Source organism: Microbulbifer aggregans, assembly GCF_001750105.1.
GTDB lineage: Bacteria > Pseudomonadota > Gammaproteobacteria > Pseudomonadales > Cellvibrionaceae > Microbulbifer > Microbulbifer aggregans.
Genome location: NZ_CP014143.1, coordinates 123,174 through 149,823 on the forward strand (window position 1 = coordinate 123,174; position 26,650 = coordinate 149,823).

Consider the following 26,650-nt stretch of genomic DNA (forward strand, 5'->3'; position numbering starts at 1 on the left):
TTGTTCATTTTTATTTTTTTAGAAGGCAAAGGGATCGGCTTCGCTATCCGTTTCCGCCGCACCTTCCTCTCCGTCTTCCGTCTCGTCACTGGTCTCCTCTGCACCGAAATCGTCATCGGTAGAGGAAGCCCCGTCTTTGATCAGGAATTCACGGCGCTGCAGATAGGCATCGCGCAGCAGTACGTATCGATCTCCCTGCAGTAACGATTCAGTCCGTAGGAAGCTGGCACGGGTCTGCACCAGATCCGCAAAGCGGAAAGCATACTCAGTGGGATTGTGATCGATGTAATAAATGGGATCGGTATAGATATCTACCCAGCGGCCGGGAACATCCCTTACCGTGGAGGGCCCCAGGAACGGAAGCACGACGTAGGGCCCCGCGGGCACGCCCCAGACCGCCAGGGTCTGGCCGAAGTCCTCGCCGTCATTGGGTTCGAGCCCCCAGCGCTGAGCCACGTCGAACAGGCCGACCACGCCAACCGTGGTGTTGATGAGGAAGCGCCCGGCATCATTGCCGGCCTGCCCCCACTTCCACTGCAGGGCACTGTTGAGGGAATTGGTAACTTCGCGCAGGTTGCCGTAAAAATTGCTCACCCCGTGCTGCATAAAAATCGGGGTCACCTCACGGTAAGTCACCGCCAGTGGTTTCAGAACCCAGCGGTCCGCGGTGTCATTAAAGCGGAAGATGGCGCGATTCACATCCTCCCACGGATCCTGCTTGGCAGAATCCTGCTCGCCACCGAACTCTGCTGCGGGATCGAAGCCATACTCGTCTTCAAGAGAACCGCCAGCGTCCCCTGTGGTAGCGCTTTCCGCCGCTGCTTCTCCGTCGGAGGCTGCCTCAGCATCTCCGGCGCCCGCATCCGCGGCACCATTCTCACCGCCTGAAGTGCTCGCCGGTTCCTCGACCGGCAGATTCTCGGGCGGAACCTCGGCAAAGGGGTCATCCTGCCCCAAAGCGGCAAACGGCAATACCAGCAGTACCGATAGCGTCAGCGAGGGCAAACTCTTTGTGCGTCCCAGCAAAACCCTGCTCCTGTGACAAATCATGAAGGTGGAAAGATTTTACCGCCCGAGGGAAGCGGGAGCCACCCTTGGCAGCATAGCAGCCGGCCTGTTTTTTCGGTCAAAAGCACCCATTTTTTCGATGCTGCCTGAGGTCAGGGTCAGCGCAAACCGGCGACGATACCGGCGCGAAGGAGCTTTTCCAGCAGGTCTTGGCCAAACTGCACCAGCACTTCCGGCTCCGGATGGTGCATTTCTTCGGCAAGTGCGAGCAGCAGGTCGCGCCCGGGCAACGCCTCGGCCTGGGCCAGCTGTAACAGCCGGGCGGTAACGGCATTGGTCTCCATGAAGCCCACTTCCTCGCTGCGATCACGGTACACAAGCAGGAACGTGGGTGCCTCCGGCGGTTCCTCGGGCTGGAAGGCGGGACCAATTTGATGCACCGGGAACCGATAACTCAGGCTCCACACCAGTGGTGAGACAACCGGGATCGAAGCGAGTACATCGCCCTCACGGCTGAGCCCCCCGGGGATCTCGGCATCACTGACATCCAACGCGAGCTCCACCCACTCGTAATGGGCCAGCTCCAGAAGGAAAGGCGGATCGCAGGGGTGGGCCTCACGCTCATTCTGCAAATAATGAAGGAACTCTTCACTGATCTGCAGAAAGTAGGGGCTCCGTGACGCGTGAAGATGCACGAAGTCTCGCACCATGGCATGCCAGTCGCTATCGCTGTAGAGCTTGCGCAAGACCGGAAAACCGCTGGCGATAAAAGATTCGATGTTGTTGTAGATAAGATCCCGGTAGATGGCGAGACGGCGATCTTCAATTTCCGCCGGCGGCGCATGCTCTCTTGGGTGGCGCAGATGGGCGGCAAAATCGCGCTGGATTCGCTGGAAGTCGGTCTGGTTTTCAGTGGCCCCGTGCATAAACCACCTCCGGCTGGACCGCGGCCTGGATGTCACGGATATGGGCCACCTCTTCAAACAGTTTTGGCAGCGGCGGAATATTGAAGTCGCGCTCCAGCAAAGTAGGCAGAGGGCCGTGAAGCCGGTAAGCCTCTTCCAGCAGTTGCCATACCGGGTCGATTACAGGTGCACCGTGCGTATCGACCTTGAGGTCCTCCGCTTCATCGTAGTGCCCTGCTACGTGAACATACGCAATACGCTCACCAGGCAGCCCCTGCAGAAACTCAAGTGCGTCGTACTGATGATTGATGCTGTTAACGTAGATGTTGTTGACGTCCAGGAGAAGATCGCAGTCCGCTTCCTGCAACACCGCATTAATGAAATCGAGTTCAGACATTTCGCGGCCCGGTGCCGCGTAATAGGAGACATTCTCCATGGCGATACGCTGGCCCAGGGTTTCCTGCACCCTGGAAATACGCTCTGCCACATACCGCACCGCATCCTCGGTAAAGGGAATTGGCAACAGGTCGTACAGGTGTCCGTGGTCAGAGCAGTAACTCAAGTGCTCGCTGTAGCAACGGATACCGTGCTCACGCATGAAGGCTTTTACGGCTCGCACCAGATCCATATCCAGCGGTGCAGGGGAACCAATGGACAGGGATAATCCATGTATCACAAACGGGAACCGCTCTGTGTGCTCGCGCAGCCAGCGGCCGAACCGCCCTCCCACGCCGATCCAGTTCTCCGGCGCCACCTCGAGAAAGTCGATATGTTCCGGCGAAACAACCTCACCCATCATGGATCGGCGAAGCCCGAGGCCCGCACCTTCGACGGGAAATACTCTGTGCTCGGCGATTTTCATGACTGGTGCTCGACCCTATGACAACGGCAATATAGATCCGGGAAAATTCAAAGCAGGCAAAAGACCGGGAGCGATATGCCCCCGGTCACATCATGGCGACAGGATTACCCGCCGCACTTACCTTCGCCACACTTGCCTTCTTTTTTCTTGCCTTCTTCGCCGCACTTACCTTCGCCGCACTTACCTTCTTTTTTCTTGCCTTCTTCGCCGCATTTACCTTCGCCGCACTTGCCTTCCTTCTTCTTGTCGTCGGAACCTTCCTCACTCAACATGGCAAGGTTGTAACCCGAAGACAGTTCTTCAGCAGCGAAAGGGTTGGCATCATTGACGATACCGGCAGATACGTTCACGGAGGCAGATGCCAGGAAAGCGGCGCCAACGGCAGCTGCAAGCGGTACATTCTTCTTGTTCATAACAATTCTCCTTTTAGATACCCTAAAGTCTTACTGACACCGTGGCGGAGCTTTCAACCGCCTTCACGGCAGTATAATGCGCCCGGTCCATAAGCGGTTACGCACTGAGACCCGCAACGTATCAGTAAAGTTGCCTCAAAAAAGGCATTTCGTTAAGCGGTTCTCAGCCGAATAGTCGTTATTGAGCGGTGGTTGTTACAGTGGTCGTGCTTTTTATTCAATTCCGACCGAGAGGTGATCACATTTTATACACCCGCGCATAGCTAGCAGAGCCCAGTCTGATCCGACCGGCGGCGGTAACTGGGGGCAAAAAGGTGACTGGCGCCGGGAAACAGCAGACGCCCAACACCTCCAGCGGGCGTCCTACCAGGTGGCTTACGAGGAGAAACGCAGGCCAGCCTGCTCGATTTCCTGCCATTGTTTCCGCAGTCGTTTCACCGATACCGGCATCAGGGTCTTTAAAGACTGGGCAAATAGTGAGATACGGAATTCCTCCAGTAGCCAGCGGTACTGAACCAGAGCCGGCTCAGCCATCAGCGCGCGGAAGGAGTGCTGAGCGAGCAGATCCGTGAAGGATTGCGCGGCCTCGTGGTATTCGGCCTGCAGGCGCCGGTCACGGTTTGGATCCAGCGCCGCTTTTTCCAGTCGCATGGAGACCCCCTTGAGGTAGCGACCGTACTGGCGCAGCCACTCCCGCGGCGTATCGAACAGGAAACCGCGATAGAAGAGTCCGGCCAGCTGCTGCTGAATATCACCGACGGCCATGGCCACGGCGAGATTTTTCTGTTGCTTGATCGCCTTGCGCAGCGGCACCAGGTCGCCGAGCGACTTGACCAACAGTGCGGCAATTTCCTGGGCAACCTCTACCAACTCCCCCTCGCGCTGCAGTGCAGCGTTGAAGTCCGCCTGAGAGCGCGGCCACTGTTCGTCGGGCCAGAACAACTCTCTCGCTGCCGCCAACATGATATCGTCAGCGACTTCCTCGCGACGGCCCAGATCCGCGGCAGAGAGCCCCAGCTCCTTGCCGCGCAGCAGCTCTTTGCGCAGGTATTTCACTTTGTCCGGCAGGTGCAACAGGGCCAGGCGACAGATACCGGTGCGGCTGATACGCCGCGCTTCGGCGGGGTTGTCCAGCAGCCGCAGGGCCACGCTGTCCCCCTTGTCTTCAAGGGCGGGATAAGCCCGCATCTTGAGGCCGCCCTGATCCATCGTATGGGTCTCCGGCAGATCGCCGAAATCCCACTCGATTATCCCCTCCCGTTCGAAGTCGTCTCCGGCCGTGGCGATTTCCCGTTGCACCCGATCCCGATAGCGCTCCTGCAACAGCGACAGGTCACGCCCCTGGTCGAGCAGCTTTCCGGCCTCATCTGACACCTGGATATTAAAGCGGTAGAAGTCTTCCAGACTGGCTTCAGCGCGCGCCCAGGCCTCCTCAGGAAGTTCCTGTGCCGTCTGGCGCTTCAACTCCAGTGCCAGCACTTGCCACAGGGGTGTGTTGTCCGGCTTCATTCTCGGCAATGCCCTGTCCACCGCCGCCGGCACTGGTACAAAGTATTTACGCCACTGCTTGGGCAGTCCTTTCACCAGCGCAATGCACTTATCGCGCAGAAGCCCCGGCACCAGCCATGACAGCCGCGCCTCAGGCACCTGATGAAGCGCTGCCACAGGCACGCGGATACTCACCCCGTCTTCGGCACTGCCCGGCTCGAAGTGATAACTGAGCGGAAATTCGATACCACCAGTCTGAAGACTGTCGGGGAACTGTGCCTCGCCGATATGATCTGCGCTCTGCTGCATCAGCAGGTCACGGGGGATCATCAACAATTCGGGATCGCGGGATTCGGCCTGCTTGCGCCAGTGCTCGAATCCGGCAAGATTGACAATCTCCTCCGGCAGCCGCTCATCGAAGAAGCGGAAAATCACCTCGTCGTCGACGACGATATCCCGCCGCCGGGACTTGGCTTCCAGGTCTTCCAGCTCTTCGAGCAGTGCCCGGTAGTGTTTGAAGAACCGTCCCTTGCCACGATAACGCTGCTCGACAAGTGCCTGGCGAATAAAAACCTCGCGCGCCACTTGCGGATTCAGTTTGCCGTAGTGAATACGTTTCTTTTCAACCAGCACCAGGCCGTACAGGGTTACCTTCTCGAACGCCATCACGCGCCCACCACGGGCATCGTAATGAGGTTCGGAGTAACTGCGCTTGACCAGGTGCTCTGACACCGCCAGCGCCCAGTCCGGCTCGATCCGGGCGACGGTGTGCGCAAACAGGCGGCTGGTCTCCAGCAACTGTGCGGCCACTACCCAGCGGGGTGGTTTTTTGAACTGGCCACTGCCGGGAAAGATGTGGAAGCGACGGTTGCGGCAGCCGAGGAATTCCTTGTTCTCGTCACGCACACCGATATTGCCGAGGAGCCCCGGCAGGATTGCCCGGTGAATCGCTTCATAGGAAGCCGGCTCGCGGTTTTCCTTCAGCTTCAGTTCGCGAGTGGCCACCCGCAGCTGATGGTGTATGTCCCGCCATTCGCGCATGCGTAGCCAGGACAGGTAGTTTTTCTGGCACCACTTGCGCAACTGATTCTGACTCAGTTCCTGACGCTGCTCTTCAAACGCATCCCAGAGCTGCACGAAGGACACGAAGTCGGACTGCTCATGCTGCCACTGGCGGTGCTTCTCATCCGCAGCCTGGCGCTTCTCGGCAGGCCGCTCGCGCGGGTCCTGCACGGCCAGGGCGCTGACGATGATCAACACCTCTCTCAGGCTGTCGTTGTCCCCCGCCGCCATCAACATTCGGCCAAGGCGTGGATCCAGCGGCAAACGGGACAGTGCCCGGCCAAATTGGGTCACCTTGCCCCCGGCATCCACTGCCTGCAGCTCCTGCAGCAGCTTGTAACCATCGTTGATCAGCCGCTCATCGGGAGGATCCACAAAGGGAAAATCGCGGATATCGCCAATGCGCAATTGCAGCATCTGCAGGATCACCGCCGCCAGGTTAGTGCGCAATATTTCCGCATCGGTAAATTCGGGCCGCTGCTCGAAATCGCGCTCCTCGTAGAGGCGCACACAGACACCCGCACTGACCCGTCCACAGCGGCCTGCGCGCTGGTTGGCGCTGGCCTGGGAAATCGCCTCGACCGGCAGGCGCTGGATCTTGCTGCGGTAGCTGTAGCGACTCACCCGCGCGGTGCCGGGATCGATCACATAGCGGATCCCGGGCACGGTGATGGACGTTTCCGCAACGTTGGTGGCCAGCACGATGCGTCGGCCCTTGTGACCGTGAAAAACCTTGTTTTGTTCGGCGAGACTGAGCCGTGCATAGAGTGGTAGCACTTCCAGTTGTGGGATCCGGGCATCTCGCAGCGCCTTGGCACATTCGCGGATTTCCCGTTCCCCGCTCATGAACACCAGAATGTCACCGCCCCGCCGGCCGCTGCTCTTTTCCTCGTGCAGCAGCTCCTCCACCGCCCCGATCACCTGCTCGCTCAGGTCAGCGTCGCTGTCCGCCGGCGGGCGATAGTGGATTTCCACCGGATAGGTGCGACCCGAGACTTCAATGATCGGCGCGTTGTCGAAATGCCGGGAAAATTTTTCCAGGTCGATGGTGGCCGAGGTAATGATCAGCTTGAGGTCGGGGCGCTTCGGCAGGATGGTTTTGAGATAGCCGAGCAGGAAGTCGATGTTGAGGCTGCGTTCGTGGGCCTCATCAATGATCAGGGTATCGTACTTGTTCAGCAGCGGGTCCCGCTGGATCTCTGCCAGCAGAATACCATCGGTCATCAGTTTGACGTGAGTGTGCTCGTCACTGTGATCGGTGAAGCGCACCTGGTAGCCAACGGAGTGCCCCAGGGGCTGATTGAGCTCCTCGGCAATGCGGTTGGCGACCGTGCGCGCGGCAATTCGCCGCGGCTGGGTGTGCCCAATCTGGCCATAGACACCGCGGCCGAGCTCCAGGCAGATCTTGGGCAATTGGGTGGTCTTACCGGAGCCGGTTTCACCCGCGACAACGACAACCTGGTTGTCGGCAATCAGCGCCGCGATCTCCTCGCGGCGCGCCACCACCGGCAGCGCCTCCGGCCAGGTAATCGTCGGCAGTTTCTCCCGGCGTGCAGTGGCCAGCGCCTCGGAGGACTGCAGCTCGTGCTGGAGCTGCTCAAGCATCCGGTCTGCTGGCTTGCCGGCTTTCACTCGCCGGCGTGCATTGGCCAGGGTCTTGCGCAGGCGATACCGATCACGCCCCATACAACGTTCGAGGCGCTGTTCGAGCTCGTCGCTGACGCTATCCAGTGTCCTGCCGGCTTGATTGACTTCGCTGTGACTCATAATCCGGAAATTGACCGCAAACGGGCGATTATACCCCCTGGGCCACTGGCGGCTAAATGCTCACGGAGATTTGCCGGGGCCGGTTTGGCGCTGTTCTATACTCAAGGCAATCGCATCCCCCGCCTGCCAGCGAGGGGAAACTATTTTCCCAATCCCATTGCCTGTCAGAGGTACCGACATGCAAGACCTCAAGCCAAGACCCCCTGCAGATGCCGGCGAGTTGATGGGGCATCCCAAGGGACTCTTCCTGCTGTTTGGCACCGAGATGTGGGAGCGCCTCAGCTACTACGGCATGCGAGGGATCTTCGTCTTTTATCTCACCTCGGCCGCTGCAGCGGTGGCTTTTGGCTGGGAGCAGTTATCGGACGTGGAGCGGCAGTCCAAGGCGCTCAGCTATCTGGGCTGGTACGCCATGCTGGTGTACCTCACCCCCATCATCGGGGGCTGGGTCGCCGACAACAAATGGGGCCAGCGCCGCTGCATCATGTTCGGCGGCACCCTGATGATGCTGGGCCAGTTTGCCCTCGGCTTCCCTCACAGCTGGCTTCCGGATGGCACCGAGATCTATATGCTGTGGCTGGGATTAGCCCTGCTAATTTTCGGTAACGGGTTCTTCAAACCGAATATCTCCACCATGGTAGGCGACCTCTACGACGAGGGAGACAAGCGCCGGGACACCGCGTTTACCATCTTCTACATGGGCATTAACCTGGGCTCGATCCTCGGCTACCTGGTCATCGGCTGGATCGGCGAAAAGGTGGACTACCAGCTGGCCTTCTTCGTCGCCGGCCTGGGCATGGCACTGGGGCTGCTGTTACAGCTCACACAGGCCAACCGCTACCTCGGTGTCGTCGGCACCCAGCCATCGGCCCAACTCGGGCTCAAGCAGGATGTGGCCGACAAACACAAACCGTTGACCACGGAGGAACGGGATCGTATCAAGGTCATCCTGATTCTCGGTCTGTTCACGGTGATATTCTGGGCTGGCTTCGAACAGGCCGCGGGTTCCATGAACCTGTTTGCCAAATACAACACTGACCTGAACATCGGGGGTTTTGAGATCCCCGCGAGCTGGCTGCAGATGGTAAACCCACTCTTCATCATCATTCTGGCCCCGGTGATGGCCAGTATCTGGGTGGGACTCGGTGACCGGGAGCCGAACTCACCCGGGAAGTTCAGCATGGGCCTGATCTTCCTTGGCCTGGGCTTCGTTTCCATGGTGGGTGCGGCCCTGCAGATTGGTGACTCCGAGACCGCCAAGGCCAGTCTCTGGTGGCTGGTGCTGGCCTATATCTTCCACACCATCGGCGAGTTGTGCCTGTCTCCCATCGGTCTCTCCATGGTGACCAAGCTCTCTCCGCTGCGCTACCTGTCGCTGATGATGGGCCTGTGGTTTGCCTTTATCGGTATCGCCAACAAAGGCGCGGCTGAAATCGGTAAGCTGGTGGGCGAATCCGGCCCCCTGGCCACCTTTGGCGGTGTGGCCATCGCGGCGATTGGAGCGGGCATCATCCTGTTCTTTATCCGCGAGAAACTGGTGGACTGGATGCACGGCGCCGAGGAGTGGCACACCGAGGTGGGCCCCACCACCAAGGAAGAAATCGGCATTACCGCCGACCACGAGGGCACTCCGCAGAAACACTTCAGCGGCAATAACTGACTGCCGTGAAACAAAAAGGGCCGGCTGTTCCAACACAGCCGGCCCTTTTTCTATTAGCACCTACAAGAAATCTCAGCGGCCCTTCACCAGACGTGCAATGGCGCGGTCAAGCCCGTCGAGCGTCATGGGGTACATCTGTCCACCAACAAGCTGGCGGGTGATACCGATACTGGGCGTGTACTGCCAGTATTCCTCGGCCACCGGATTGAGCCAGACTACATCCGGATAAGTCTCCGTCACCCGTTCCATCCAGGCCGCACCCGGCTGCTCGTTCATATGCTCGACGCTGCCGTAGCGGTGTGTGATCTCGTAGGGAGCCATGGAGGCATCGCCGACGAAGATCACCTTGTAGTCCTTGCCGTAGGTACGTAAGACCTCGAGTAGCGGTGTGGCCTCACTGTAACGACGCACGTTGTCACGCCACAGATGTTCATAAACAAAGTTATGAAAGTAGTAATACTCCAGGTGCTTGAACTCCGAGCGACAGGCCGAGAAAAGCTCTTCGCACACCTTCACATAAGGGTCCATGGAGCCACCCACATCAAAAAATATCAGTACCTTGATGGCATTGTGGCGCTCCGGCACCATCTTGATGTCCAGCAGACCCGCATTGCGCGCCGTTGAGGAGATGGTGTCGTCCAGGTCCAGTTCCTCCGCAGCCCCCGTACGGGCAAACTTCCTCAGTTTGCGTAGTGCCACCTGAATGTTTCGCGTACCCAGGGTGATACTGTCGTCCAAATTTTTGAACTGGCGTTTTTCCCACACTTTGACCGCAGAGCGGTTACGGCTGCTGCCGCCGACACGAATGCCTTCCGGGTTGTAACCGCTGTTGCCGAAGGGGCTGGTACCGCCAGTCCCGACCCAGCGGTTTCCACCGCTGTGGCGTTTCTTCTGCTCCTCGAGTCGCTTTTGAAACTCCTCCAGTAGCTTTTCCAGCCCACCCATACTCTCGATCTTCGCTTTCTCCTCCTCGCTCAGCTGCTTGAGGAATTCCGCCCGCAGCCAGTCCTCCGGGATCATCTGTTCCAGCACATCATCGAGGGTTTCGAGGTCCTTGAAATAGGCACTGAAGGCACGGTCGAACTTGTCGAAGTGTTTCTCATCCTTGACCAGGCAGGTGCGGGCCAGGAAATAGAATTCCTCCAGGTCGGCAAATACCAGGCGCTGCTGCAGAGCCTCCAGAAGCGACAGCAACTCTGTGGTCGAGACCGGCAATTTGTAGCGGCGGAGGTTGAGGAAAAAACCTATCAGCATATTGACCTTTAAATAACGGGCGAAGGCGTCGATAGCGGGCGGGCATCCGTATGATCTTTCGCGGGAGGGACCCCGCGAAAGAGCCTACAGGGATATATTCACGGCGTGTCGCACGGGGGCCCACCCACTAGCGGCTCTACCAAAGTGTCTAACTAACTAGCGGTTCTCACGCCGCGCCATAAAGGCCAGGCGCTCAAGCATATGTACATCCTGTTCGTTCTTGAGAAGTGCGCCGTAGAGCGGAGGAATGGCCTTGGTGCTGTCGCGGTTTTTCAACACCTCTTCCGGAATATCATCGGCAAGCAGCAGCTTGAGCCAGTCAATCAACTCGGATGTGGAGGGCTTCTTCTTCAGACCCTGCACTTCACGCAGCTGGAAAAAGATATCCATCGCCTCTGCCACCAACTGCCCTTTGATTCCCGGGTAATGCACATCGACGATTTTGTGCATGGTCTCCCGGTCCGGAAAGCTGATGTAATGGAAGAAGCAGCGACGCAGGAAGGCATCGGGCAGCTCTTTTTCATTGTTGGAGGTAATGATCACAATGGGGCGATGCCTGGCTTTCACCGTCTCGCCGGTCTCGTATACGAAGAACTCCATGCGGTCCAGCTCCACCAACAGGTCGTTGGGGAACTCGATATCCGCCTTGTCGATCTCGTCGATCAGCAGTACAACCCGCTCATCCGCATCGAAGGCTTCCCACAACTTGCCCCGCTTGATGTAGTTGCGGATATCTTGGACCCGGTCTACCCCCAGCTGGGAATCCCGCAGGCGGGACACCGCGTCGTATTCGTACAGGCCCTGCTGGGCCTTGGTGGATGACTTGATGTGCCACTGAATCAGCGTCGCCCCCAGGCTTTTTGCAACCTCTTCGGCCAGCAGGGTCTTGCCGGTGCCGGGTTCGCCCTTAATGAGCAGCGGGCGCTGCAGAGTCACGGCCGCATTAACGGCCATCTGCAGGTCCTCAGTAGCCACATAGCTGTCGGTGCCGGTAAATTTCATCGTCACTCCAGTCTCTAAACAGGCAGATGGGCCGATGGTAAAAGATTGCTCACCGGCTGCCAAAGACGGAATCGGTCAAAGGGAGTGACAGGTCCGGGCGGGGAAGCGACGCCACCAAATGACAAGAGCACCGGGAACCAGGCAAGAGGGGCCCCGCGGCCCAGAGCGCCGCGGACCGGAGGGGAGAAATTCAGGCCACTTCGGCGCTGCGGCGATGGACCACCTGACGGCCCTTGTCGGTGATGTACCAGCGAATACCCAGGTGGCTGTGGATCTTACCAACCATTTCCAGTACCAACAGGCTGTTGAGGGCCCGCGCCACCGAGTTGGTTTCCATGCTGCCCTCATGGACCATGCCGTGCAGTGAACGGAATACACAGTCACCACTATTCAACATTTGCAGTACGTGCAGGGCGTTTTCGTCCAGCTTGCGAATCTGGTTGAAGTCCAGGCTCGGTCCCTGTTCCGGGTCCCCCTCAATCTCATGCTCCAGCAGCGGCATCATCTCCAGCTGCATCGCCCGTAATTCCTGCTCGAGGCTCTCGACCCGGGCCCTGGCAATACTCGCATCGCGCAACTGCCTGCGGGCCGCATTGAACACGAACATGCGGGAGGCAATGGCGGCCAGCAGGCAATAGCCGGTAAAGATCAGCAGACGCGACGGATCACCCTGAATCTCGATGAGCAGGTCGCTCTGGGTGAACTTGAGGAAGATCGGCACCATCAAGGCGCCACAGAGTCCCATGATCAGGCAGCGCGCCAGACCCGCGGGGTCCTCTTCGGTGAACAGCATCTGGTAGTAGTTCACAAGGCCACCGAGTATCCCGGAAACCAGCATCACGGCAGCAAGTATTAGAAGATGGTCGAGCATCCGTAGCCCTCTGTCAGGCGCACTCATGCGCCTGCCGACTCTATTATCTGGCGGATCGATGCTGCGCCACAGGCGCAGATCAGCCCTATAGATATAGCAGCTGCCAACACCGGTCGTGGCGGCGAAAGTGGGATCCGGCGCCTAGTTCTCCAATCGGGACAGTTCGTGAACAGCGGACAATCAACGGGTCAGGTCAGGGCTCGTTAAAATAGGGATCCTGTTCCAGTTCGCGTTGTTTCTGGCGTCGGCGGCCAATGAGAAGCACCAGCAAGCCCCACACTGAAACCAGCGCCAATGCGCCAACGGAAGCAAATACGAGATTGGCAGTCACCTCCGGGGCAGCCCCCTCTTCCTCGAACAGCGTCTGGTAAACGAACAACGGCAATACCGGCATCGGCGGTGCGTCGGTCATGCCACTGCGGGCCGGCACCAGCAGCGCAGCGGCAACCACCATGAGAAGTGCCCGGCGCAGCCAGCTCCAACCCCAGTTGCGCATAAACCACCAGCCTGCCGCCAGCAACACCAGGGTGCCGCCGCCGTAAATCATCCAGGCCAAACGATATTCTTCTGTCATAGGTTTATGCTCTGCTTCCTTTTCGCAACATCTGCTCCGTGGCCGCTGCCACAGGAGTCCAACAACTCAACGCAATCTGAGCGGGGATTGTTCAATCCCCGACCCAGGTAACAATATGTTCTTCAAAATCGTCCGGGTGTACGAACTCTTCACTGATCACCGCACCGCGAACCGAGATACCTGCCTCATGCACCGACTCAGGGCGCCCCGACACCAGTGGGTGCCAGTCTTCCAGAGACCGCCCTTCGGCGAGGGTCCGGTAGGCACAGGTCGCGGGTAGCCAACCAAAAGCCCGCACGTCCAGGGCACGCAGCTGGATGCAATCGGGCACCAGTTGCTTGCGGTCGGGATAGCGGCTGCACTGGCAGCTATGGGTATCCAGCAATCGGCAGGCCACATTGGTGGTGTAAACCTCACCGCTCTCTTCTTCCTCGAGGCGGTGGAGACAGCAGCGACCACAGCCATCACAGAGGGATTCCCACTCGGACTCGCTCATGGCCTCCAGGGACTTGGTCTGCCAGAAGGGCTGATCACTCAAAGCGCTCTCTCCTAACGCTGGAGCTTGCTGTTCTGGGCGGCGATCGCGCTCATTTCGCTATCTACCGCTGGCGGCATCTGCAGGTAGAAACCCCGCTCGCCAATCTCAGCAAGCACTTTTTCCACGTCGGCACGAGCCAATTTTTTTTCTGGGGTGAGAACCATGGTCACCACATGCTTTGGTTCGCCAAACAATTCGAGGAGTTTTTCCGGCACCCGTTCCAGGCCCTCACGCTTGTCGACGTAAAGATACATCTCATCCTCGCGGGGACTGCGATAGATATCACAAACCGTTTTCAAACTACTTACTCTCCGGTACTTCCCGGGCGGTTTCCAGGCTTTCCATCAGGGCGCCGCCAATCAAATCGCCGCGCCATCCACGCAAACGGCCCTCAAGGGATGGGCATCTGGCCTGGACCAATGCCTCCAATTCTTTTTTGCGCACGAGAATTTCCGCAGGCAGGTCTTCCCGTTCGGCAATCTCGCTGACCCGCTTGCGCAGCATTTTCAGACATTCGCCCTGTCGACGATTGAGCGGCTGCGGCAGCGACGGCGGCACATCGGCGCGCTCACAGGCGCGGGTAATGATCTTGAGCAGCGTGTCACCATATTCGCGCAGGGCACGCCCTTCGAGCCCAGGCTGTGCCATAGCGGCAGGATGATCCGGCAGCTGCTGCGCCAGATTCAGACAGACAGCTTCTTTCAGCAGGTGATTGCGCGGCATATCGCGCAGTCGCGCCTCCCGCTCCCGCCAGGCACACAGGTCCTGCAGGGCGGCCAGCTGCTTGCCACGCAGGCGCCAGGCACCCTTCACTTTCTGGTAATACAGCTCCGGCGGCTGCGGATTGCGCGCAGCCGCCACCAACTCGGCACAATCCTCCTGCAGCCAATCCAGCCGACCACTCTCTTTGAGGCGCTTCAGGAGCACGGCATAGATGTGGGGCAGCCAGGCAACGTCGAGTGCGGCATAGGTCTTCTGGGCTTCGCTCAGTGGTCGCTGTAACCAGTCCGAGCGCGTCTCGCTCTTCGGCAACTCCACATTGATCAGCGCCTTGACCGTACCGGCATAGCCGAGGCCGGCACCGAGTCCGGTCATGGCGGCGGCAATCTGGGTATCGAAAATGGGTTCGGGAATCACACCAAGCAGCCGATCCAGGGTCTCGAGATCCTCGCTACAGCTGTGCATGATCTTGGTCACACTGGTGTCCACCAGTAAATCGCGCAACGGTTCCAGGTTCTCAATCGCCAGATTATCGATCAGATAGCAGTGTTCGCCGTCACCCACCTGAACCAGCGCCGGCAGCGGATAGAAGGTGCGGCTGCGCATGAACTCGGTATCGAGCGCCACGGCTTTCTGCCCGCGCCATTTGCGGCAGAGCTCGGCAAGCTCTTCACTACTGTCCACCCAACGCGGCGTGGTATCCACATTCAGCATCACGACTCCCGACCACCGGAGAAAAACGCCGTGCGGCTGTTAAAGGCATGCGCCAGCGTGCCGCCATCAATGTACTCCAGCTCCCCGCCGATCGGCACGCCGTGGGCAATGCGGCTGACCACAATTCCGTGGGCCCGTGCCCGCTCGGCGATAAACTGCGCCGTCGCCTCACCTTCAACCGTTGGGTTGGTGGCGACGATCAGTTCCTGTAGCGGCTCACTGGACAGGCGGCGTTCCAGGAGATCCATACCCAGATCTCCGGGACCGATGCCATCGATGGGGGATAGATGCCCGTGCAGCACAAAGTAGCGACCGTGATAATTGCCGGCCTGTTCGATCGCCAGCACATCTGCCGGCGTCTCCACCACACAGAGGGACTTTTCATCGCGGCGGGTGTTGCCGCAAAGCGCACAGATTTCCTGCTCGGTCAGCGTGCGGCACTGACTGCAGCGTCCCACCCGTTCGATGGACTGCTCCAGGGCCCGGGCCAGCTGGCCAGCCGCATCGCGGTCTTTTTCCAGCAGGTACATCGCCATGCGCTGGGCGGACTTGGGTCCTACACCCGGCAGGCAGCGCAACGCGCCTATCAACTCTTCAATCAGGGGACTGAACATGCAAACTCTTGTCTGGTTGGATGAACTAGGGCCCTAGAAGGGAAACTTGAAGCCTTCCGGCAGGTTCATACCCGAAGTGAGACCGCCCATCTGCTCTTTCTGCAATTCCTGGGTCTTTTCCTCTACGCGACGCACTGCATCATTTACTGCCGCCGCCAGCAGGTCCTCCAGCATTTCCTTGTCTTCGCTCAGCAGGCTGGGATCGATATCGACTCCGGTCACATCGTGACGGCCATTCATCGTTACCTTGACCATACCGGCACCGGCCTCGCCAGAGACACGCAGGTCAGCCAGCTGCTGCTGCATCTTCTGCATTTTTTCCTGCATCTCGGCCTGCATTTTCTGGGCCTGCTGCATCAAATCGCCCAAACCTTTCATGGTAAACCTCTCTATCTTCTATATCGTTTGCCGCCCCTCAGGGGCACACCGGGCTCAGTCGCTTTCGGCCAGGTATTCCAGCGATTCCGGTATCAGCTCGGCCCCCAGCTCCTGCTGGAGTTCGCGTACCAACGGATCCCTGGAGAGCGCATCCCGGGCGGCCACAGCGCGGGCCTCACGGGTCGCCGCCGCCAATCGTGCCGGAGTCCCGCCGTGTACCTGACCTACCTGAATATGCACAGTGACTGACTGCTGAAAGAAGTCAGTCAGCACATCGGCGAGACGGCGCTGGTGCACCTCGTCGTAGAGACTGCTGTAGGACTCGTCCAGGGTAAAGGACAGTATATTGTCCTGCCGCCCCACCAATTCCAGGTGGAAGGCGATGGAGTGGAGGATACCGGTCACACCCAACTGGCCATACAGTGCCGGCCAGCTTCCCGGTGTGAGGGAGTCGAGCCGGGCGCGCGGCCCGCTCTGCGGCTCCGGTTTGGCCACGGGCTGCTGAGCCGGCTCCGGCGCGGCAGGCGATGACTCCACCGCGGCAACCTGTTCACGAAGAAGCGCGCGCAGTGCCGCGCGTTCATCGGCAGCGGGCTCTGGCGCCGCAGAGCCGGATGGCAAGGCCTCAGCAGATGCCGAAGTAGATGCCGACGAGGACGAACGGGACTCCAGTACCGGAGAAGCCACAGACACAGCCCCAAAAGAGGCTCCCGCTGGCTCGCTTCCCGCGTGTGAAACTTCCACCTCCGCTGCCGGCGCCACCTGAGCTTCGGCTGCAGCGTAAGCGGTCGATGTGTCCTGCGGTGGTTCCGGGGCCGGCCGCGAGCCGCTGGTCGAGTCATCCACATCCCAGGGCGGGGCAGTATCGATGGGCGGAGCCTGATCAGCACCGGGATACCGCTGGTCATTCACGGGAGCCGCAGCGGGCTTCGACTCTGTATGAGCAGGCTGCACCTGTGACGAGTCCGCAGCAGGCGCTACCACTTCTCTTTCAAGAGTCGGGGACACCTCGCTCTCTGCGGGCACGCTTCCGACTGCGGACTGTGCATTAAAGGAAGACTCAGCCCCGGCTGAAAGCCCATGCATGGCTGACGGTTCGCTATCGGCTGACGGCTCCATAGCGTTAGCGGCTGATGGCTCCTTAGCAGCTGACGGCTCCTGACCCGCTGCGGGCGCATTCGGCAGAGCATGCTGAGGTACAGCTTCAGGGGCGCGGGGGATTGCTGGTGCTTCGGTTGGCTGTGCCACGGCACTGCCAACCGGGCCGGCATCAGCCGGCTGGGTCACCGCCTGAGGCTTTTTTACCGTATCCTCCCCGGTGCTTTGCACAGGCACTGAAGGCACGGCTTGCCCCGCGCCGGCGGGGAGCGCTGCTGTCGGCACATCGGCCACGCCCTGGGGGCGGAAGGCGAGCATTCGCAGCAGCGCCATTTCAAAACCACTGCGGGGATCAGGGGCCAGGGGCAGGTCTCGGCGCGCGTGCAGCGCCATCTGGTAATAGAGTTGCACGTTCTCCGGAGCCAGCTTGGCAGCGAAGTGACTGAGGCGCTCGCCATCTCCGAGAGCATTGTCCACAGACTGGGGTAACACCTGGGCAACGGCAATGCGATGGAGATTGTTGGCCAGCTCAGCCAGCGCCCCACTGTAATCCGGCGCCTGTTCGGCGAGCTCGGCAACGGCGGCAAACAGCCCCGTTGCACTTTCTTCGGCCAGGGCCTGCAGCAGCTTCCAGACCAACCCGGTATCAATGCTGCCGAGCATGGCCCGAACTTCGGCCTCGGCAATCTTGCCGCCCCCGAAGGCGATGGCCTGGTCGGTGAGACTCATGGCGTCCCGCATGCTGCCATCGGCAGCGCGCCCGAGATGCCAGAGAGCCCCCTCCTCGAAGGGGACCATTTCCTGCTCCAGTACAAAGCGCAGATGCTCTACCACCCGCTCCGGACTCATGTTCTTCAGGTTGAACTGCAGACAGCGGGACAGCACGGTCACCGGCAATTTCTGCGGATCCGTGGTGGCAAGCAGGAATTTCACATGGGGAGGTGGCTCTTCCAGGGTCTTCAACAGAGCGTTGAAGGAGCTGTTGGAGAGCATGTGCACCTCGTCGATCAGGTACACCTTGTAGCGGCCGCGTGTCGGGGCGTACTGCACGTTTTCCAGCAGCTCGCGGGTATCCTCCACCTTGGTACGGGAGGCCGCGTCCACCTCAATCAGGTCGACAAATCGACCATCGGCAATCTCGGTACAGGCAGCGCACTGGCCGCAGGGCTCAGAGCTGACGCCGGTCTCGCAATTGAGGCATTTGGCCAGGATGCGGGCGATGGTGGTCTTGCCCACCCCCCGGGTACCGGCAAAGAGGTAGGCGTGGTGAAGCCGGCCATTGTCGAGGGCATTGATCAAAGCCTGGAGCACATGCTCCTGACCCACCATCTCCCGAAATAACCGCGGCCGCCACTTGCGTGCCAGTACTTGATAACTCATCCACTCTCCAGCGCCCTGGCGCCATTGGTAACAATTGCTATGCGGCGGCCATTATACCGGCATCGGCGGCCCAGCACAGGATGGCGACAAAGAACCCCGGCAATCGCCCTCGTCCACCCCGCTCACGCTGTGATATAACTGTGCGCTACGCCTCAAAACAATAAAACCCAGAACCCGGCGTACGCAGTAAAAGGAATCCCACTGACCGATGAACAGAGCTCGGAAGACGCTTCTGGAAAAGCTGTTTGCCGAACACGGGCAGGCGCTCGTGCGCTTTGTTGCGCGCATCGTCCGCAATACCGAGGATGCTGAAGACATCGCTCAGCACGCCTACCTGCGCCTGCAGAAACTCAGCGACGAGAAGGAGCTCGATAACCCCCGCGCCTACCTCTACCAGATTGCCAACAATCTGGCCGTCGACCAGCTGCGCCGGGGCAAGCTGCACTCGGAGTATGTCAGTCAGCAGATGCCAGCTGAGGGCGAGACGGTCAGCGATGACCATGCCGACCACCAGTCCCCCGAGCGGGTTCTGGCGGCCCGCCAACAGCTACAGTCCATCTACGAGGCAATGGACAGCCTGCCCCTGAAGTGCCGCCAGGCCTTTCTCCTGCACAGAACGCGCGGCCTCTCCTACACGGAAATCGCCCGCGAGATGAACACCTCGGTCAGTAGTGTCGAGAAGTACATTCTGCAGGCCCTCAAGGCCTGCCGTCGGCGTGTCGGCAATCATTGACCTGAGCTGGGCGACGCAGGCTTCAGCCAAGATGGTGTCACCAGATCGCAATTTTGCGCAGCAGCGCACAGGGGTTGTGCACACTCATGCCGAATTATTCACAAAAACTCTTGAGGGACGCTCTCTTTCAGTCGTCTCATCTCAAAGCCTGGTCACCTGAAAGCAAAAACCGAGGCACTTTGAAAATTAAACGCTAAACTTTGCTGCGCAGAATGAAAAAAATTGCGCTAAAAGCGCAAGCGACGTGAAAAAACGCGCCAAACAGCACCAGTTTAGTAAAATGCACCATTTCGGGTCGCCAGCGAACCAGAAATCGATACCCGCCCAGCTTGCTGATCGGGTACTGAGGCAAGATAAGAACGGGATCATCAGCGGTGAACACATCGGGCGTACAAGAAGTACAAAATGAAGAGCGGCTGGACCAGGCTTGCGCCTGGATCGCACGCCTGCGCTCGGACGACGTCTCCAGATCAGATCGCCGGGACTTCGCCTTGTGGATGCAAGCCTCTGACGAGAACCGCGAGGCATTCGACTCCATGGCCGAGCTGTGGGGCGACCTGGGCGCCTTACAGCACCTGCCAATCGATACGCTCTTCCCGGAGAGCCGCCCCAGCCCGTCCGCCCGCCAAAACAGAAGCGATACAAAGGGCTCCACACCGGAATCCCGCGGCTGGGACTTCTCCCGCTGGTTGCTTGGCAGCGGTGTCGTTGCTGCCTGCCTGGTGGTGACGCTCTGGATCGGCAATCAGTGGCTGGGCGGGGAAGCTGCCAAGCAGCAGCTGTATGCCACATCAGTTGGCGAGACCCGAACAGTGACCCTGGCCGATGGATCCAAGGTTCACCTGAATACCAATTCAGAGTTGGCAGTATCATTCAGTCGCGAAGAGCGACACACCGAGCTGCTGCGTGGCGAGGCCTTCTTTGAAGTAGCACGGCAGACGGCACGCCCCTTCACCGTTGCCGCAGGCAAAGCGAATATCCGAGTCCTTGGTACAGAGTTCAATGTCGAGCGCAACCCCGATAACACCAAGGTGTCCGTCACCGGCGGTACTGTGGCGGTGAGTGAAGCGTCCAGCGCGCCCGGCCTGCCCCCTGAGAGCGTCAAACTGGTGAAGAACCAGAAGGTCAGCGTTTCCGGCAGCGGCATGGGTGATATCGACAAGACGTCCCCTGAACAGGCTCTGGACTGGACCCGCGGTGTGCTGGTATTCGAAGACACCCCCCTCGCAGAGGCTCTCGAGGAACTCAATCGTTACCTGCAGGTCCCCGCCCAGGCAACACCGTCGGTTTCCGACCGCCGCCTGTCCGGAACCTTTGAATTATCGGACCCTGACAGCACCCTCAAGGCCATTGCCGCCGCCCTGGATCTCACGGCGGACAGCAGCGACCCCAACCTGACTCTCTTGTCAGCCGAGACCAACTGAGATATAAAACCGCCCGGGCGATCGATTATTAATCAGCCAAAAGCTGCAATTGCGCCCATCCCAAAACGACAATGACTATTTGCCTGCACCAACAAGGTGCAGAGCATCGACTCAAAGCGGGCGGATATTTGAATTCTCGGGTCTCTTTTTCCCTGGCAGTCCTATTGGCACTCCCAACCGGAGCCGAGGCCGCCTGCCCGAAAGAAGAGTTCCGACTACCCTCTGGCAGCCTGTCCCGGGCCCTGATTACCCTGGGCCGACAGTGCAAGATCTCCATCCTCGTAGACGCCCCCGCCGCCGACAGCTATCTGGTTCCCGCGCGGGTCCTGACTCCCGAGACAGATCAGGTCGAACCGATTCTGGACCAACTGCTGGAGAAATCCCCGTTCACTTATGAGCAGATCGGTCCCGCAGCTGTCGCAGTGGTGAAACGACCCGAGCAGGCAGAGGATACAGAGGAAATATTGCAGCCCTCCGGACGCCCGGAGGAAATCACGGTCACCGGACAGAACCTCACCGGTAGTCACCTGCGGCACCTGCAGCTGGACAGCTACGCGCCCATCGACGTGCTGGCGCAGCCCGAACTCGAGATTACCGGCGCCCAGACTGTTGCACAGCTGCTGAAGTTTCTCCCCGCTGTTTCCGGCAACTCCACCAGCACCGCCGTCAGCAACGGGGGTGATGGCACCGCCACAGTCACCCTGCGAGGGCTGCCGGCTAGTAACACGCTGGTGCTGATCAATGGTCGCCGCATCGTCAACAACGGTTTCGGCGGCGAGGCGGCAGACCTCAACACCATCCCCCTCTCCTCCGTCGAGCGAATCGAAATCCTGAAAGATGGCGCCTCCGCCGTTTATGGTTCTGATGCCATTGCCGGCGTGGTCAATATTATTCTCCGCCAGGATTTCGAGGGCGTGTCCTTCAATAGCTACCGGGGCCAGGCCGAGCGAGGGGACCAGGAAACCGAATCCCACAATCTCACCTGGGGCAAGAGTGGAGATCGCGGCCATTTGATGGCAAGCCTGGCCCATTACAGTCAGGGCGCCCTGATGAGCCGCGACCGGGCACTCTCCGCGACCGCAGACAATCGTATCCGCGGCGGCACCGACCTTCGCTCTTCGGCAACTCCTACGGGCTACATCAGCCTCGGTGACGGTACGACTGTCACTAACGCAGAGGACGGGGGCTATCGTACGTGGACCACCGAGGATCGGTATGACTACAGCGAGTTCACAACCGCTGTGGTGCCCTCAACGCGGGATTCCGTGTATGTGTCCGGCAACTACGACTTCGACGATATGTCGGTGGCTTTTTTCGAGGCCATGGGTGTGCGCACCAGCGCCGAGACGCAACTGGCACCAACCCCCATTTTCTCCCGCTTTGACAACGGTGACCTGACGGTTGCTGCAGACAATATTTACAACCCGTTCGGCACCCCGATCGACGATGTCCGCAAGCGCGTCCTGGAGCTGGGGCCGCGACGCCAGTTCAATGAAACGGAAACCTGGCGATTCAACTCGGGCCTGAAAGGGCGCTGGGACTCCTGGCAGTGGTCACTGACCATCGGCCTGCATCACACCCGCGCCGAAGAAAACATGACCAACCTGATTGACCCCAACCGCCTGTCAGCAGGGTTGCAGGCACCTGAGCTATGTGGCGCCGAATCGGGATGTGTCGCAGTCAACCTCCTGGGCCCATCCGGTAGCATCGACGCCCCCCAGCTAGACTTCATTCGCAGCGAAAGCCGCGTCAGGGGCAGCTCTCGCATGGCCTCCCTGACTTATGTAGCGGATGGCATCCTCGGCACCTATAGCGCGGGCGACATTCTGGCAGCCGCCGGGGTGGAGTTTCGGCGGGAGCACATCGATTTCACCTCCAATGATGCGCAAGGACTGTCGTTTATTGGCGCTAGCGCTTCCGGCTCTGCAGAAGGCAGGCGCATGATTGGCGAGGCTTTTGCGGAAATTTCCGTGCCCCTCGCAGAAGACAGCCTGTGGCTCGATGGCGCCATTCGCTATTCGGATTACAGCGACTTCGGATCGACGGCAAACCCGAAGATGGCGCTGCGCTGGCGCCCCCTGCCTGCGCTCATGCTGCGCGCCAGCTATGCCACTGGCTTCAAAGCCCCCACACTGGTGGACATGAACCAGACCGGCTACCAAAGCCAGGAATTCCTATTTGATCCCTGCACTCGCATTGATGCCGCCAACCTGCCCGGATGCCGCGGTCAATCCGATCCCGCCCGCATTCAGTACCTGACCGAATTCGGCGGCAACCCGGAACTGAACCCGGAAACCTCAGATAACCGCTCGGTGGGTGCCGTGTGGACACCGAGGTTCGCCAAGGGCTTCAGCGCCACCCTGGATATTTACGATATCCGCCAGAATGATGTCATCGATACCAGCCCCCAGTACCTGATCAACCAGAACGCGTTCGAGAGTCTCTACACCGAACGGGTCCTGCGCGACGACCGCGGTGACATCACCCGGATTCTTGCCACCCGACTCAATATCGGCGCCCGCGAGGTACGTGGGCTCGATCTGTCACTGCGCTACGAAAAAGATTCAGAAGAGCGCGGCCGCTTCCGCTGGGCATTTAATGCGAGCCATATGGATCGCTATCTCAACCAGGCTGCACCGGGATCACCGTTTGAGGACCTCGCGGGAATATTCATCGACCCGGCGAGTGGTGGGGCCGGCTCTCTTCCAGAATGGAAGGCAAACACCGGCGTCTATTGGGACAAAGGCAACTGGGAAGGCGCCTACACTATCCACTACGTGGGGCCTCTCAGGGAATCATTTACCCGCAGCGCCACACTCGTTGAAAGGGAAATCGAAAGCTGGTTCAGTCACGATACGCAGCTGGCATATCGCTCGTCCCTTGGTGTGCGTCTGGCACTGGGCGTGGACAACCTCCTCGATCAGGAACCACCGTTTGCCGCAACAGCTTTCAACGACAACTATGACGGCCGCACCTATGAATTGAGTGGCCGTTACTGGTATGCCACTTTTGCTTACAGCCTCTGACTGAGCCCGATAAATTCGCTCAGTTCCCTGCCCCGACATAAAAAGATTCGAACTTCTCCGCCAACGGCGCGCCAATGTTCGACGATTCCTTTGCCTGAACAAAAAATGTTCTAGTGTTTTAGCAAGCCTCTGTTGATAGTAGTTTGCAGTTGTCATGGAGGGCACTGCCGTATTCGGCGTTTAGAACCGGTATCAGGAGAGGTATACCATGGACAGATCCCGTCTAGCCCGGGCAATAAAGGGCGCTATTGCAGCCGCAGCCGTTTCCACAAGCATTGCCACTTCACCGTCCTTTGCTCAGCAGGTGGAAGAAGTCGTCGTCACTGGTTCGCGTATTCAGCGTGTAACTGACGCCAATAGCGCAACTCCGATCAGCGTATTTGACGCCGCGGCACTGGAAGCCTCTGGTCAAACCACACTGGAAGACTTCCTGCAGGAAATACCATCAATGACCGGTGGCCAGCTTGGCTCCACCGTCAACAACGGCAACCCGGGTCTCGCAACCGTATCCCTGCGCGGCCTGGGCTCTTCCCGCACGCTGGTTCTCCTGAATGGACGCCGCCTGAGCTCCTCAGGTCCGAGCACAGGCGTGGTCGACCTGAACACCATCCCCACAACCGCCATCGAGCGAGTGGAAATCCTGCGTGACGGCGCATCAACCATTTACGGTTCGGACGCCATCGCGGGTGTTGTAAACATCATCACCAAAAAGAATTTTGAGGGCGCCGAGGTCTTCCTCGACGCAGGCACCTCGCAGGAAAATGACGGCCAGGAATATCTCGCCGCATGGACTTTCGGCGCCGCTACCGACGATGACGACGGTCACGTGATGTTCAACGTGCAGTACACCAAGCGCGAGGACATTTTCCAGGGCGACCGCAAGTGGGCCGACTGTCCACTATTCGAAACCGGCGGCGCCGTGTTCTGCGGTGGCAGTAGCTACACCACCCCCGCGCAGTTCTTCATTGACAGTGCCGACGGTGGTCAGATTGTCGACCCCGTGACTGGGGAAATTCGCGCTTTTGACCCCACCCTGGATGCTTTCAACTATGCCGAAGTCAGTTACCTGGTCACACCACAGGAAGTAGTCACTTTCTATGGCTACGGCGAAAAAGACCTCTGGGACTGGGAGGACTTCACAACGTTCGGCGCATTTGGTGAGCTCCTCTACGCTAACCGTCAATCGGATCAGCTGCTGGCGCCAGAGGGCACCTTCTTCCAGCCAGTCGCACCGGCGACAAACCCGGGCAACCCAACTGGCGAGGACGCGATCATTGCCCGCCGACTGACCGAAACCGGCGGCCGCTCATTCAACCAAGACCTGAGCATGTGGCGAGCCGTGGTCGGAATTGACGGCGAGTTCTGCAACGAATGGACCTGGGACATTTCCTACAACTACGCGCGCTGGGTAGACTCCCAGATTGATTTCGGCCGTTCCAATCCCAGCCGGTTTACCACCATGCTGGATCCGGCACTCTGTGCCGCCGATGAGGACTGTTCTGCCGCAGCCTTGGCAGCCGGGGAAACCGCCTGGAATCCCTTTGCTTCCGGCACCTTTACCCAGCCGTGGCAGGACTACGCACTGGTACCGAACTCCCCGGTGGAAAAATCCACCCTGAATAGTTTCCAAGCCAACATTGTTGGTGACTTCTACGATTTCACCATGTCCACCGCCAGTGAGCCCTTTGCCTGGGCCGCAGGCTACGAACGTCGCCGGGAAACCTCGGAGACGGTCGTGGACGGTGCCGCGCTGCTGGGCCAGATCTATTTTGTCAGCGGTGTGAACTGGGGCGGCTCTTACGACGTCGATGAGTTCTACGGTGAAGTTCGCATGCCCTTCATGGATGGCCGCGACTGGGCCGACGTGCTGGCCGCGGAGGTTTCCTTCCGCTACTCGGACTACGACCGGACCGGCAGCGACACAACCTGGGCAGGCGTCATCGACTACGCCCCTATCGAGCAGCTGCGCTTCCGCGCCACCTACTCCGAAGGTTTCCGTGCTCCCGGCCTGGATGACCTCTTTCTACCGCCAACACAGTCTGCGGAGACCTACACCGATCCCTGTGTGAACTGGGGCAATAGCAGCAACCCGATCTTGCGGGCCAACTGTGCAGCCGACGGCTTGCCCCCGGATTTCGAGCTGGGTAACTCCCAGGCGACCGGCCTCTTCGGCGGCAACGAGGATTTGAAAAATGAAACTTCGGAGAGCTGGACGGTCGGTATTGTCTGGACTCCAACTTTTATCGAAGATCTCAGCTTCACCGTTGACTACTTCGACATCACCGTCGATGACGCCATCGGTACTTTCAATACCAACACCATCGTCAGCAACTGTTATACCAGCGATGGCTTCAGCTCCCCGTCCTGTGACCTGATCACTGGTGCCGGAGCAGTTGGCCTGACGCCGCTGCCAACCAGCCCGCGTCGGGACCGCAGTGGCACCATCGCCGGCCAGCTGCTGAATGGTCAGAACATCTCCACGTTTGAGACCAACGGTGTGGACCTGGGTGCGGATTACAGCCAGGAGTTCGGCGACGGCATCTTCACTTTCAGTGCCAGCGCCACCTACCTGAACGAGTGGAGGTTCCAGGCCAGTGAGTTCGAGCCGGAGGTGGACCTGGCCGGATACTATGGCGTTGATCCGGTCACCACCCGGATCGCCGCTTTCCCGGAATGGAAGCTCTATACCAGCTGGGGCTACGAGTACCAGGATTGCTGGTCCACCACCCTGGTGGTGCGGATGGAAGGTGACGTGGATGACATCGACCCTCGCGATGTCGACCTGTCCACCCATGTGGACAACCAGTGGTACACGGACCTCAACTTCCGTTACTTCTACTGGGACGACATCACCCTGTCGGGTGGTATTCGTAACATGTTCAACCAGCAACCGCCGTACGTCACCAACTACGATGACATGAACACCCTGCCGCTGAACTACGACACCACCGGTCGTTACTTCTACGGTCGCGTACAGTTCAAATTTTAACCAACTTGCCGCTCCCCACCCCGGGGAGCGGCTCCCCTCCCCCCCCCGCCCTTAATACAACGCTCATAGCGCACACTACTGGCTGTTTTTCAACCAAGCGCTGCCCGGTCTAACCTGCCAAAACAGAATTTAGGAAAAATTTAAGATTCTTTTGAGGGGTCCTGACTTTC

General features: G+C 59.4%; 20 protein-coding genes and 1 pseudogene. 5 read left to right on the forward strand and 16 right to left on the reverse strand.

Translation table 11 applies throughout. The features are described from left to right. Positions 1 to 18 precede the first annotated feature (18 nt). The 5 genes from AUP74_RS00555 to hrpA all read right to left on the reverse strand — a co-directional run bounded on the left by AUP74_RS00555 (position 19) and on the right by hrpA (position 7,505). On the reverse strand, positions 19 to 1,026 hold the full coding sequence (locus AUP74_RS00555; protein WP_226999847.1) for an MlaA family lipoprotein: 1,008 nt from the start codon (positions 1,024 to 1,026) through the stop codon (positions 19 to 21). Between the two features lie 140 nt (positions 1,027 to 1,166). Further along, on the reverse strand, positions 1,167 to 1,934 hold the full coding sequence (locus AUP74_RS00560) for an HvfC family RiPP maturation protein (protein ID WP_069945843.1): 768 nt from the start codon (positions 1,932 to 1,934) through the stop codon (positions 1,167 to 1,169). Beyond that, positions 1,918 to 2,775 (reverse strand): HvfB family MNIO-type RiPP peptide maturase, encoded by an 858-nt coding sequence (locus AUP74_RS00565; RefSeq protein ID WP_069945844.1) that lies wholly within the window; start codon positions 2,773 to 2,775, stop codon positions 1,918 to 1,920. Before AUP74_RS00565 ends, AUP74_RS00560 begins: the two co-directional genes overlap by 17 nt. A gap of 104 nt (positions 2,776 to 2,879) precedes the next feature. Further along, the gene (locus AUP74_RS00570; protein WP_069945845.1) at positions 2,880 to 3,188 is read right to left on the reverse strand and encodes an HvfA family oxazolone/thioamide-modified RiPP metallophore; all 309 of its coding nucleotides are present in this window, start codon (positions 3,186 to 3,188) and stop codon (positions 2,880 to 2,882) included. Positions 3,189 to 3,563: 375 nt separating this feature from the next. Continuing rightward, positions 3,564 to 7,505, reverse strand: a complete 3,942-nt coding sequence (gene hrpA / locus AUP74_RS00575; RefSeq protein WP_069945846.1) for an ATP-dependent RNA helicase HrpA — start codon at positions 7,503 to 7,505, stop codon at positions 3,564 to 3,566. 178 nt (positions 7,506 to 7,683) lie between these two features. Between hrpA and AUP74_RS00580 the strand changes: the two genes are divergently transcribed. Further along, positions 7,684 to 9,165: a peptide MFS transporter gene (locus AUP74_RS00580; protein ID WP_069945847.1), complete on the forward strand. Its 1,482-nt coding sequence runs from the start codon at positions 7,684 to 7,686 to the stop codon at positions 9,163 to 9,165. 72 nt (positions 9,166 to 9,237) lie between these two features. On the opposite strand, the gene AUP74_RS00585 is transcribed toward AUP74_RS00580, so the two are convergent. The 11 genes and pseudogenes from AUP74_RS00585 to dnaX all read right to left on the reverse strand — a co-directional run. Then, positions 9,238 to 10,419, reverse strand: coding sequence for a vWA domain-containing protein (locus tag AUP74_RS00585; protein WP_069945848.1), 1,182 nt, complete (start codon positions 10,417 to 10,419; stop codon positions 9,238 to 9,240). Positions 10,420 to 10,575: 156 nt separating this feature from the next. Beyond that, a complete protein-coding gene (locus AUP74_RS00590; RefSeq protein WP_069945849.1) occupies positions 10,576 to 11,421 on the reverse strand; it encodes an AAA family ATPase in 846 nt (281 codons plus the stop codon). Between the two features lie 190 nt (positions 11,422 to 11,611). After that, positions 11,612 to 12,292: a YEATS-associated helix-containing protein gene (locus AUP74_RS00595; RefSeq protein ID WP_069945850.1), complete on the reverse strand. Its 681-nt coding sequence runs from the start codon at positions 12,290 to 12,292 to the stop codon at positions 11,612 to 11,614. A gap of 193 nt (positions 12,293 to 12,485) precedes the next feature. Continuing rightward, a complete protein-coding gene (locus tag AUP74_RS00600; protein WP_226999848.1) occupies positions 12,486 to 12,866 on the reverse strand; it encodes a hypothetical protein in 381 nt (126 codons plus the stop codon). Positions 12,867 to 12,957: 91 nt separating this feature from the next. Then, a complete protein-coding gene (locus AUP74_RS00605) occupies positions 12,958 to 13,404 on the reverse strand; it encodes a YcgN family cysteine cluster protein (protein WP_069945852.1) in 447 nt (148 codons plus the stop codon). Positions 13,405 to 13,415: 11 nt separating this feature from the next. Continuing rightward, entirely contained in the window at positions 13,416 to 13,703 is a 288-nt protein-coding gene (locus AUP74_RS00610; RefSeq protein WP_069945853.1) for a YcgL domain-containing protein, read from the reverse strand. Between the two features lies 1 nt (position 13,704). Beyond that, positions 13,705 to 14,838, reverse strand: coding sequence for a ribonuclease D (gene rnd / locus AUP74_RS00615; protein WP_069945854.1), 1,134 nt, complete (start codon positions 14,836 to 14,838; stop codon positions 13,705 to 13,707). Beyond that, positions 14,838 to 15,452 carry a recombination mediator RecR gene (recR, locus tag AUP74_RS00620; RefSeq protein WP_069945855.1) on the reverse strand — a complete coding sequence of 205 codons (615 nt, stop codon included), beginning with the start codon at positions 15,450 to 15,452 and terminating at the stop codon, positions 14,838 to 14,840. Before recR ends, rnd begins: the two co-directional genes overlap by 1 nt. 33 nt (positions 15,453 to 15,485) lie before the next feature. Further along, positions 15,486 to 15,830 carry a YbaB/EbfC family nucleoid-associated protein gene (locus tag AUP74_RS00625; protein WP_069945856.1) on the reverse strand — a complete coding sequence of 115 codons (345 nt, stop codon included), beginning with the start codon at positions 15,828 to 15,830 and terminating at the stop codon, positions 15,486 to 15,488. Positions 15,831 to 15,884: 54 nt separating this feature from the next. Then, a complete protein-coding gene (locus AUP74_RS17540) occupies positions 15,885 to 16,742 on the reverse strand; it encodes a DNA polymerase III subunit gamma/tau C-terminal domain-containing protein (protein ID WP_418287632.1) in 858 nt (285 codons plus the stop codon). After that, positions 16,722 to 18,308, reverse strand: a pseudogene (gene dnaX / locus AUP74_RS17345) (DNA polymerase III subunit gamma/tau); the annotation flags it as partial. The gene AUP74_RS17540 and the pseudogene dnaX, both read right to left, overlap by 21 nt. A gap of 208 nt (positions 18,309 to 18,516) precedes the next feature. Here dnaX and AUP74_RS00635 point away from each other — a divergent pair. From AUP74_RS00635 to AUP74_RS00650, 4 genes are all read left to right on the forward strand, one after another. After that, positions 18,517 to 19,041 (forward strand): RNA polymerase sigma factor, encoded by a 525-nt coding sequence (locus tag AUP74_RS00635; RefSeq protein WP_069945857.1) that lies wholly within the window; start codon positions 18,517 to 18,519, stop codon positions 19,039 to 19,041. Positions 19,042 to 19,415: 374 nt separating this feature from the next. Then, positions 19,416 to 20,465 (forward strand): FecR family protein, encoded by a 1,050-nt coding sequence (locus AUP74_RS00640; RefSeq protein ID WP_069945858.1) that lies wholly within the window; start codon positions 19,416 to 19,418, stop codon positions 20,463 to 20,465. 164 nt (positions 20,466 to 20,629) lie between these two features. Further along, positions 20,630 to 23,491, forward strand: coding sequence for a TonB-dependent receptor (locus tag AUP74_RS00645; protein ID WP_226999850.1), 2,862 nt, complete (start codon positions 20,630 to 20,632; stop codon positions 23,489 to 23,491). Positions 23,492 to 23,699: 208 nt separating this feature from the next. Beyond that, a complete protein-coding gene (locus AUP74_RS00650) occupies positions 23,700 to 26,480 on the forward strand; it encodes a TonB-dependent receptor domain-containing protein (protein ID WP_069945859.1) in 2,781 nt (926 codons plus the stop codon). The last annotated feature ends 170 nt before the right edge of the window (positions 26,481 to 26,650 follow it).

Excerpts from the sequence above, each read along its gene's own strand:
- AUP74_RS00585 (WP_069945848.1), bottom strand. The coding sequence starts at position 10,419 with ATGCTGATAGGTTTTTTCCTCAACCTCCGCCGCTACAAATTGCCGGTC.
- AUP74_RS00625 (WP_069945856.1), bottom strand. The coding sequence starts at position 15,830 with ATGAAAGGTTTGGGCGATTTGATGCAGCAGGCCCAGAAAATGCAGGCC.
- AUP74_RS00635 (WP_069945857.1), top strand. The coding sequence starts at position 18,517 with ATGAACAGAGCTCGGAAGACGCTTCTGGAAAAGCTGTTTGCCGAACAC.
- AUP74_RS00570 (WP_069945845.1), bottom strand. The coding sequence starts at position 3,188 with ATGAACAAGAAGAATGTACCGCTTGCAGCTGCCGTTGGCGCCGCTTTC.
- rnd (WP_069945854.1), bottom strand. The coding sequence starts at position 14,838 with ATGCTGAATGTGGATACCACGCCGCGTTGGGTGGACAGTAGTGAAGAG.
- AUP74_RS00650 (WP_069945859.1), top strand. The coding sequence starts at position 23,700 with ATGGACAGATCCCGTCTAGCCCGGGCAATAAAGGGCGCTATTGCAGCC.
- AUP74_RS00595 (WP_069945850.1), bottom strand. The coding sequence starts at position 12,292 with ATGCTCGACCATCTTCTAATACTTGCTGCCGTGATGCTGGTTTCCGGG.
- AUP74_RS00565 (WP_069945844.1), bottom strand. The coding sequence starts at position 2,775 with ATGAAAATCGCCGAGCACAGAGTATTTCCCGTCGAAGGTGCGGGCCTC.
- AUP74_RS00600 (WP_226999848.1), bottom strand. The coding sequence starts at position 12,866 with ATGACAGAAGAATATCGTTTGGCCTGGATGATTTACGGCGGCGGCACC.
- AUP74_RS00560 (WP_069945843.1), bottom strand. The coding sequence starts at position 1,934 with ATGCACGGGGCCACTGAAAACCAGACCGACTTCCAGCGAATCCAGCGC.
- hrpA (WP_069945846.1), bottom strand. The coding sequence starts at position 7,505 with ATGAGTCACAGCGAAGTCAATCAAGCCGGCAGGACACTGGATAGCGTC.
- AUP74_RS00580 (WP_069945847.1), top strand. The coding sequence starts at position 7,684 with ATGCAAGACCTCAAGCCAAGACCCCCTGCAGATGCCGGCGAGTTGATG.
- AUP74_RS00590 (WP_069945849.1), bottom strand. The coding sequence starts at position 11,421 with ATGAAATTTACCGGCACCGACAGCTATGTGGCTACTGAGGACCTGCAG.
- recR (WP_069945855.1), bottom strand. The coding sequence starts at position 15,452 with ATGTTCAGTCCCCTGATTGAAGAGTTGATAGGCGCGTTGCGCTGCCTG.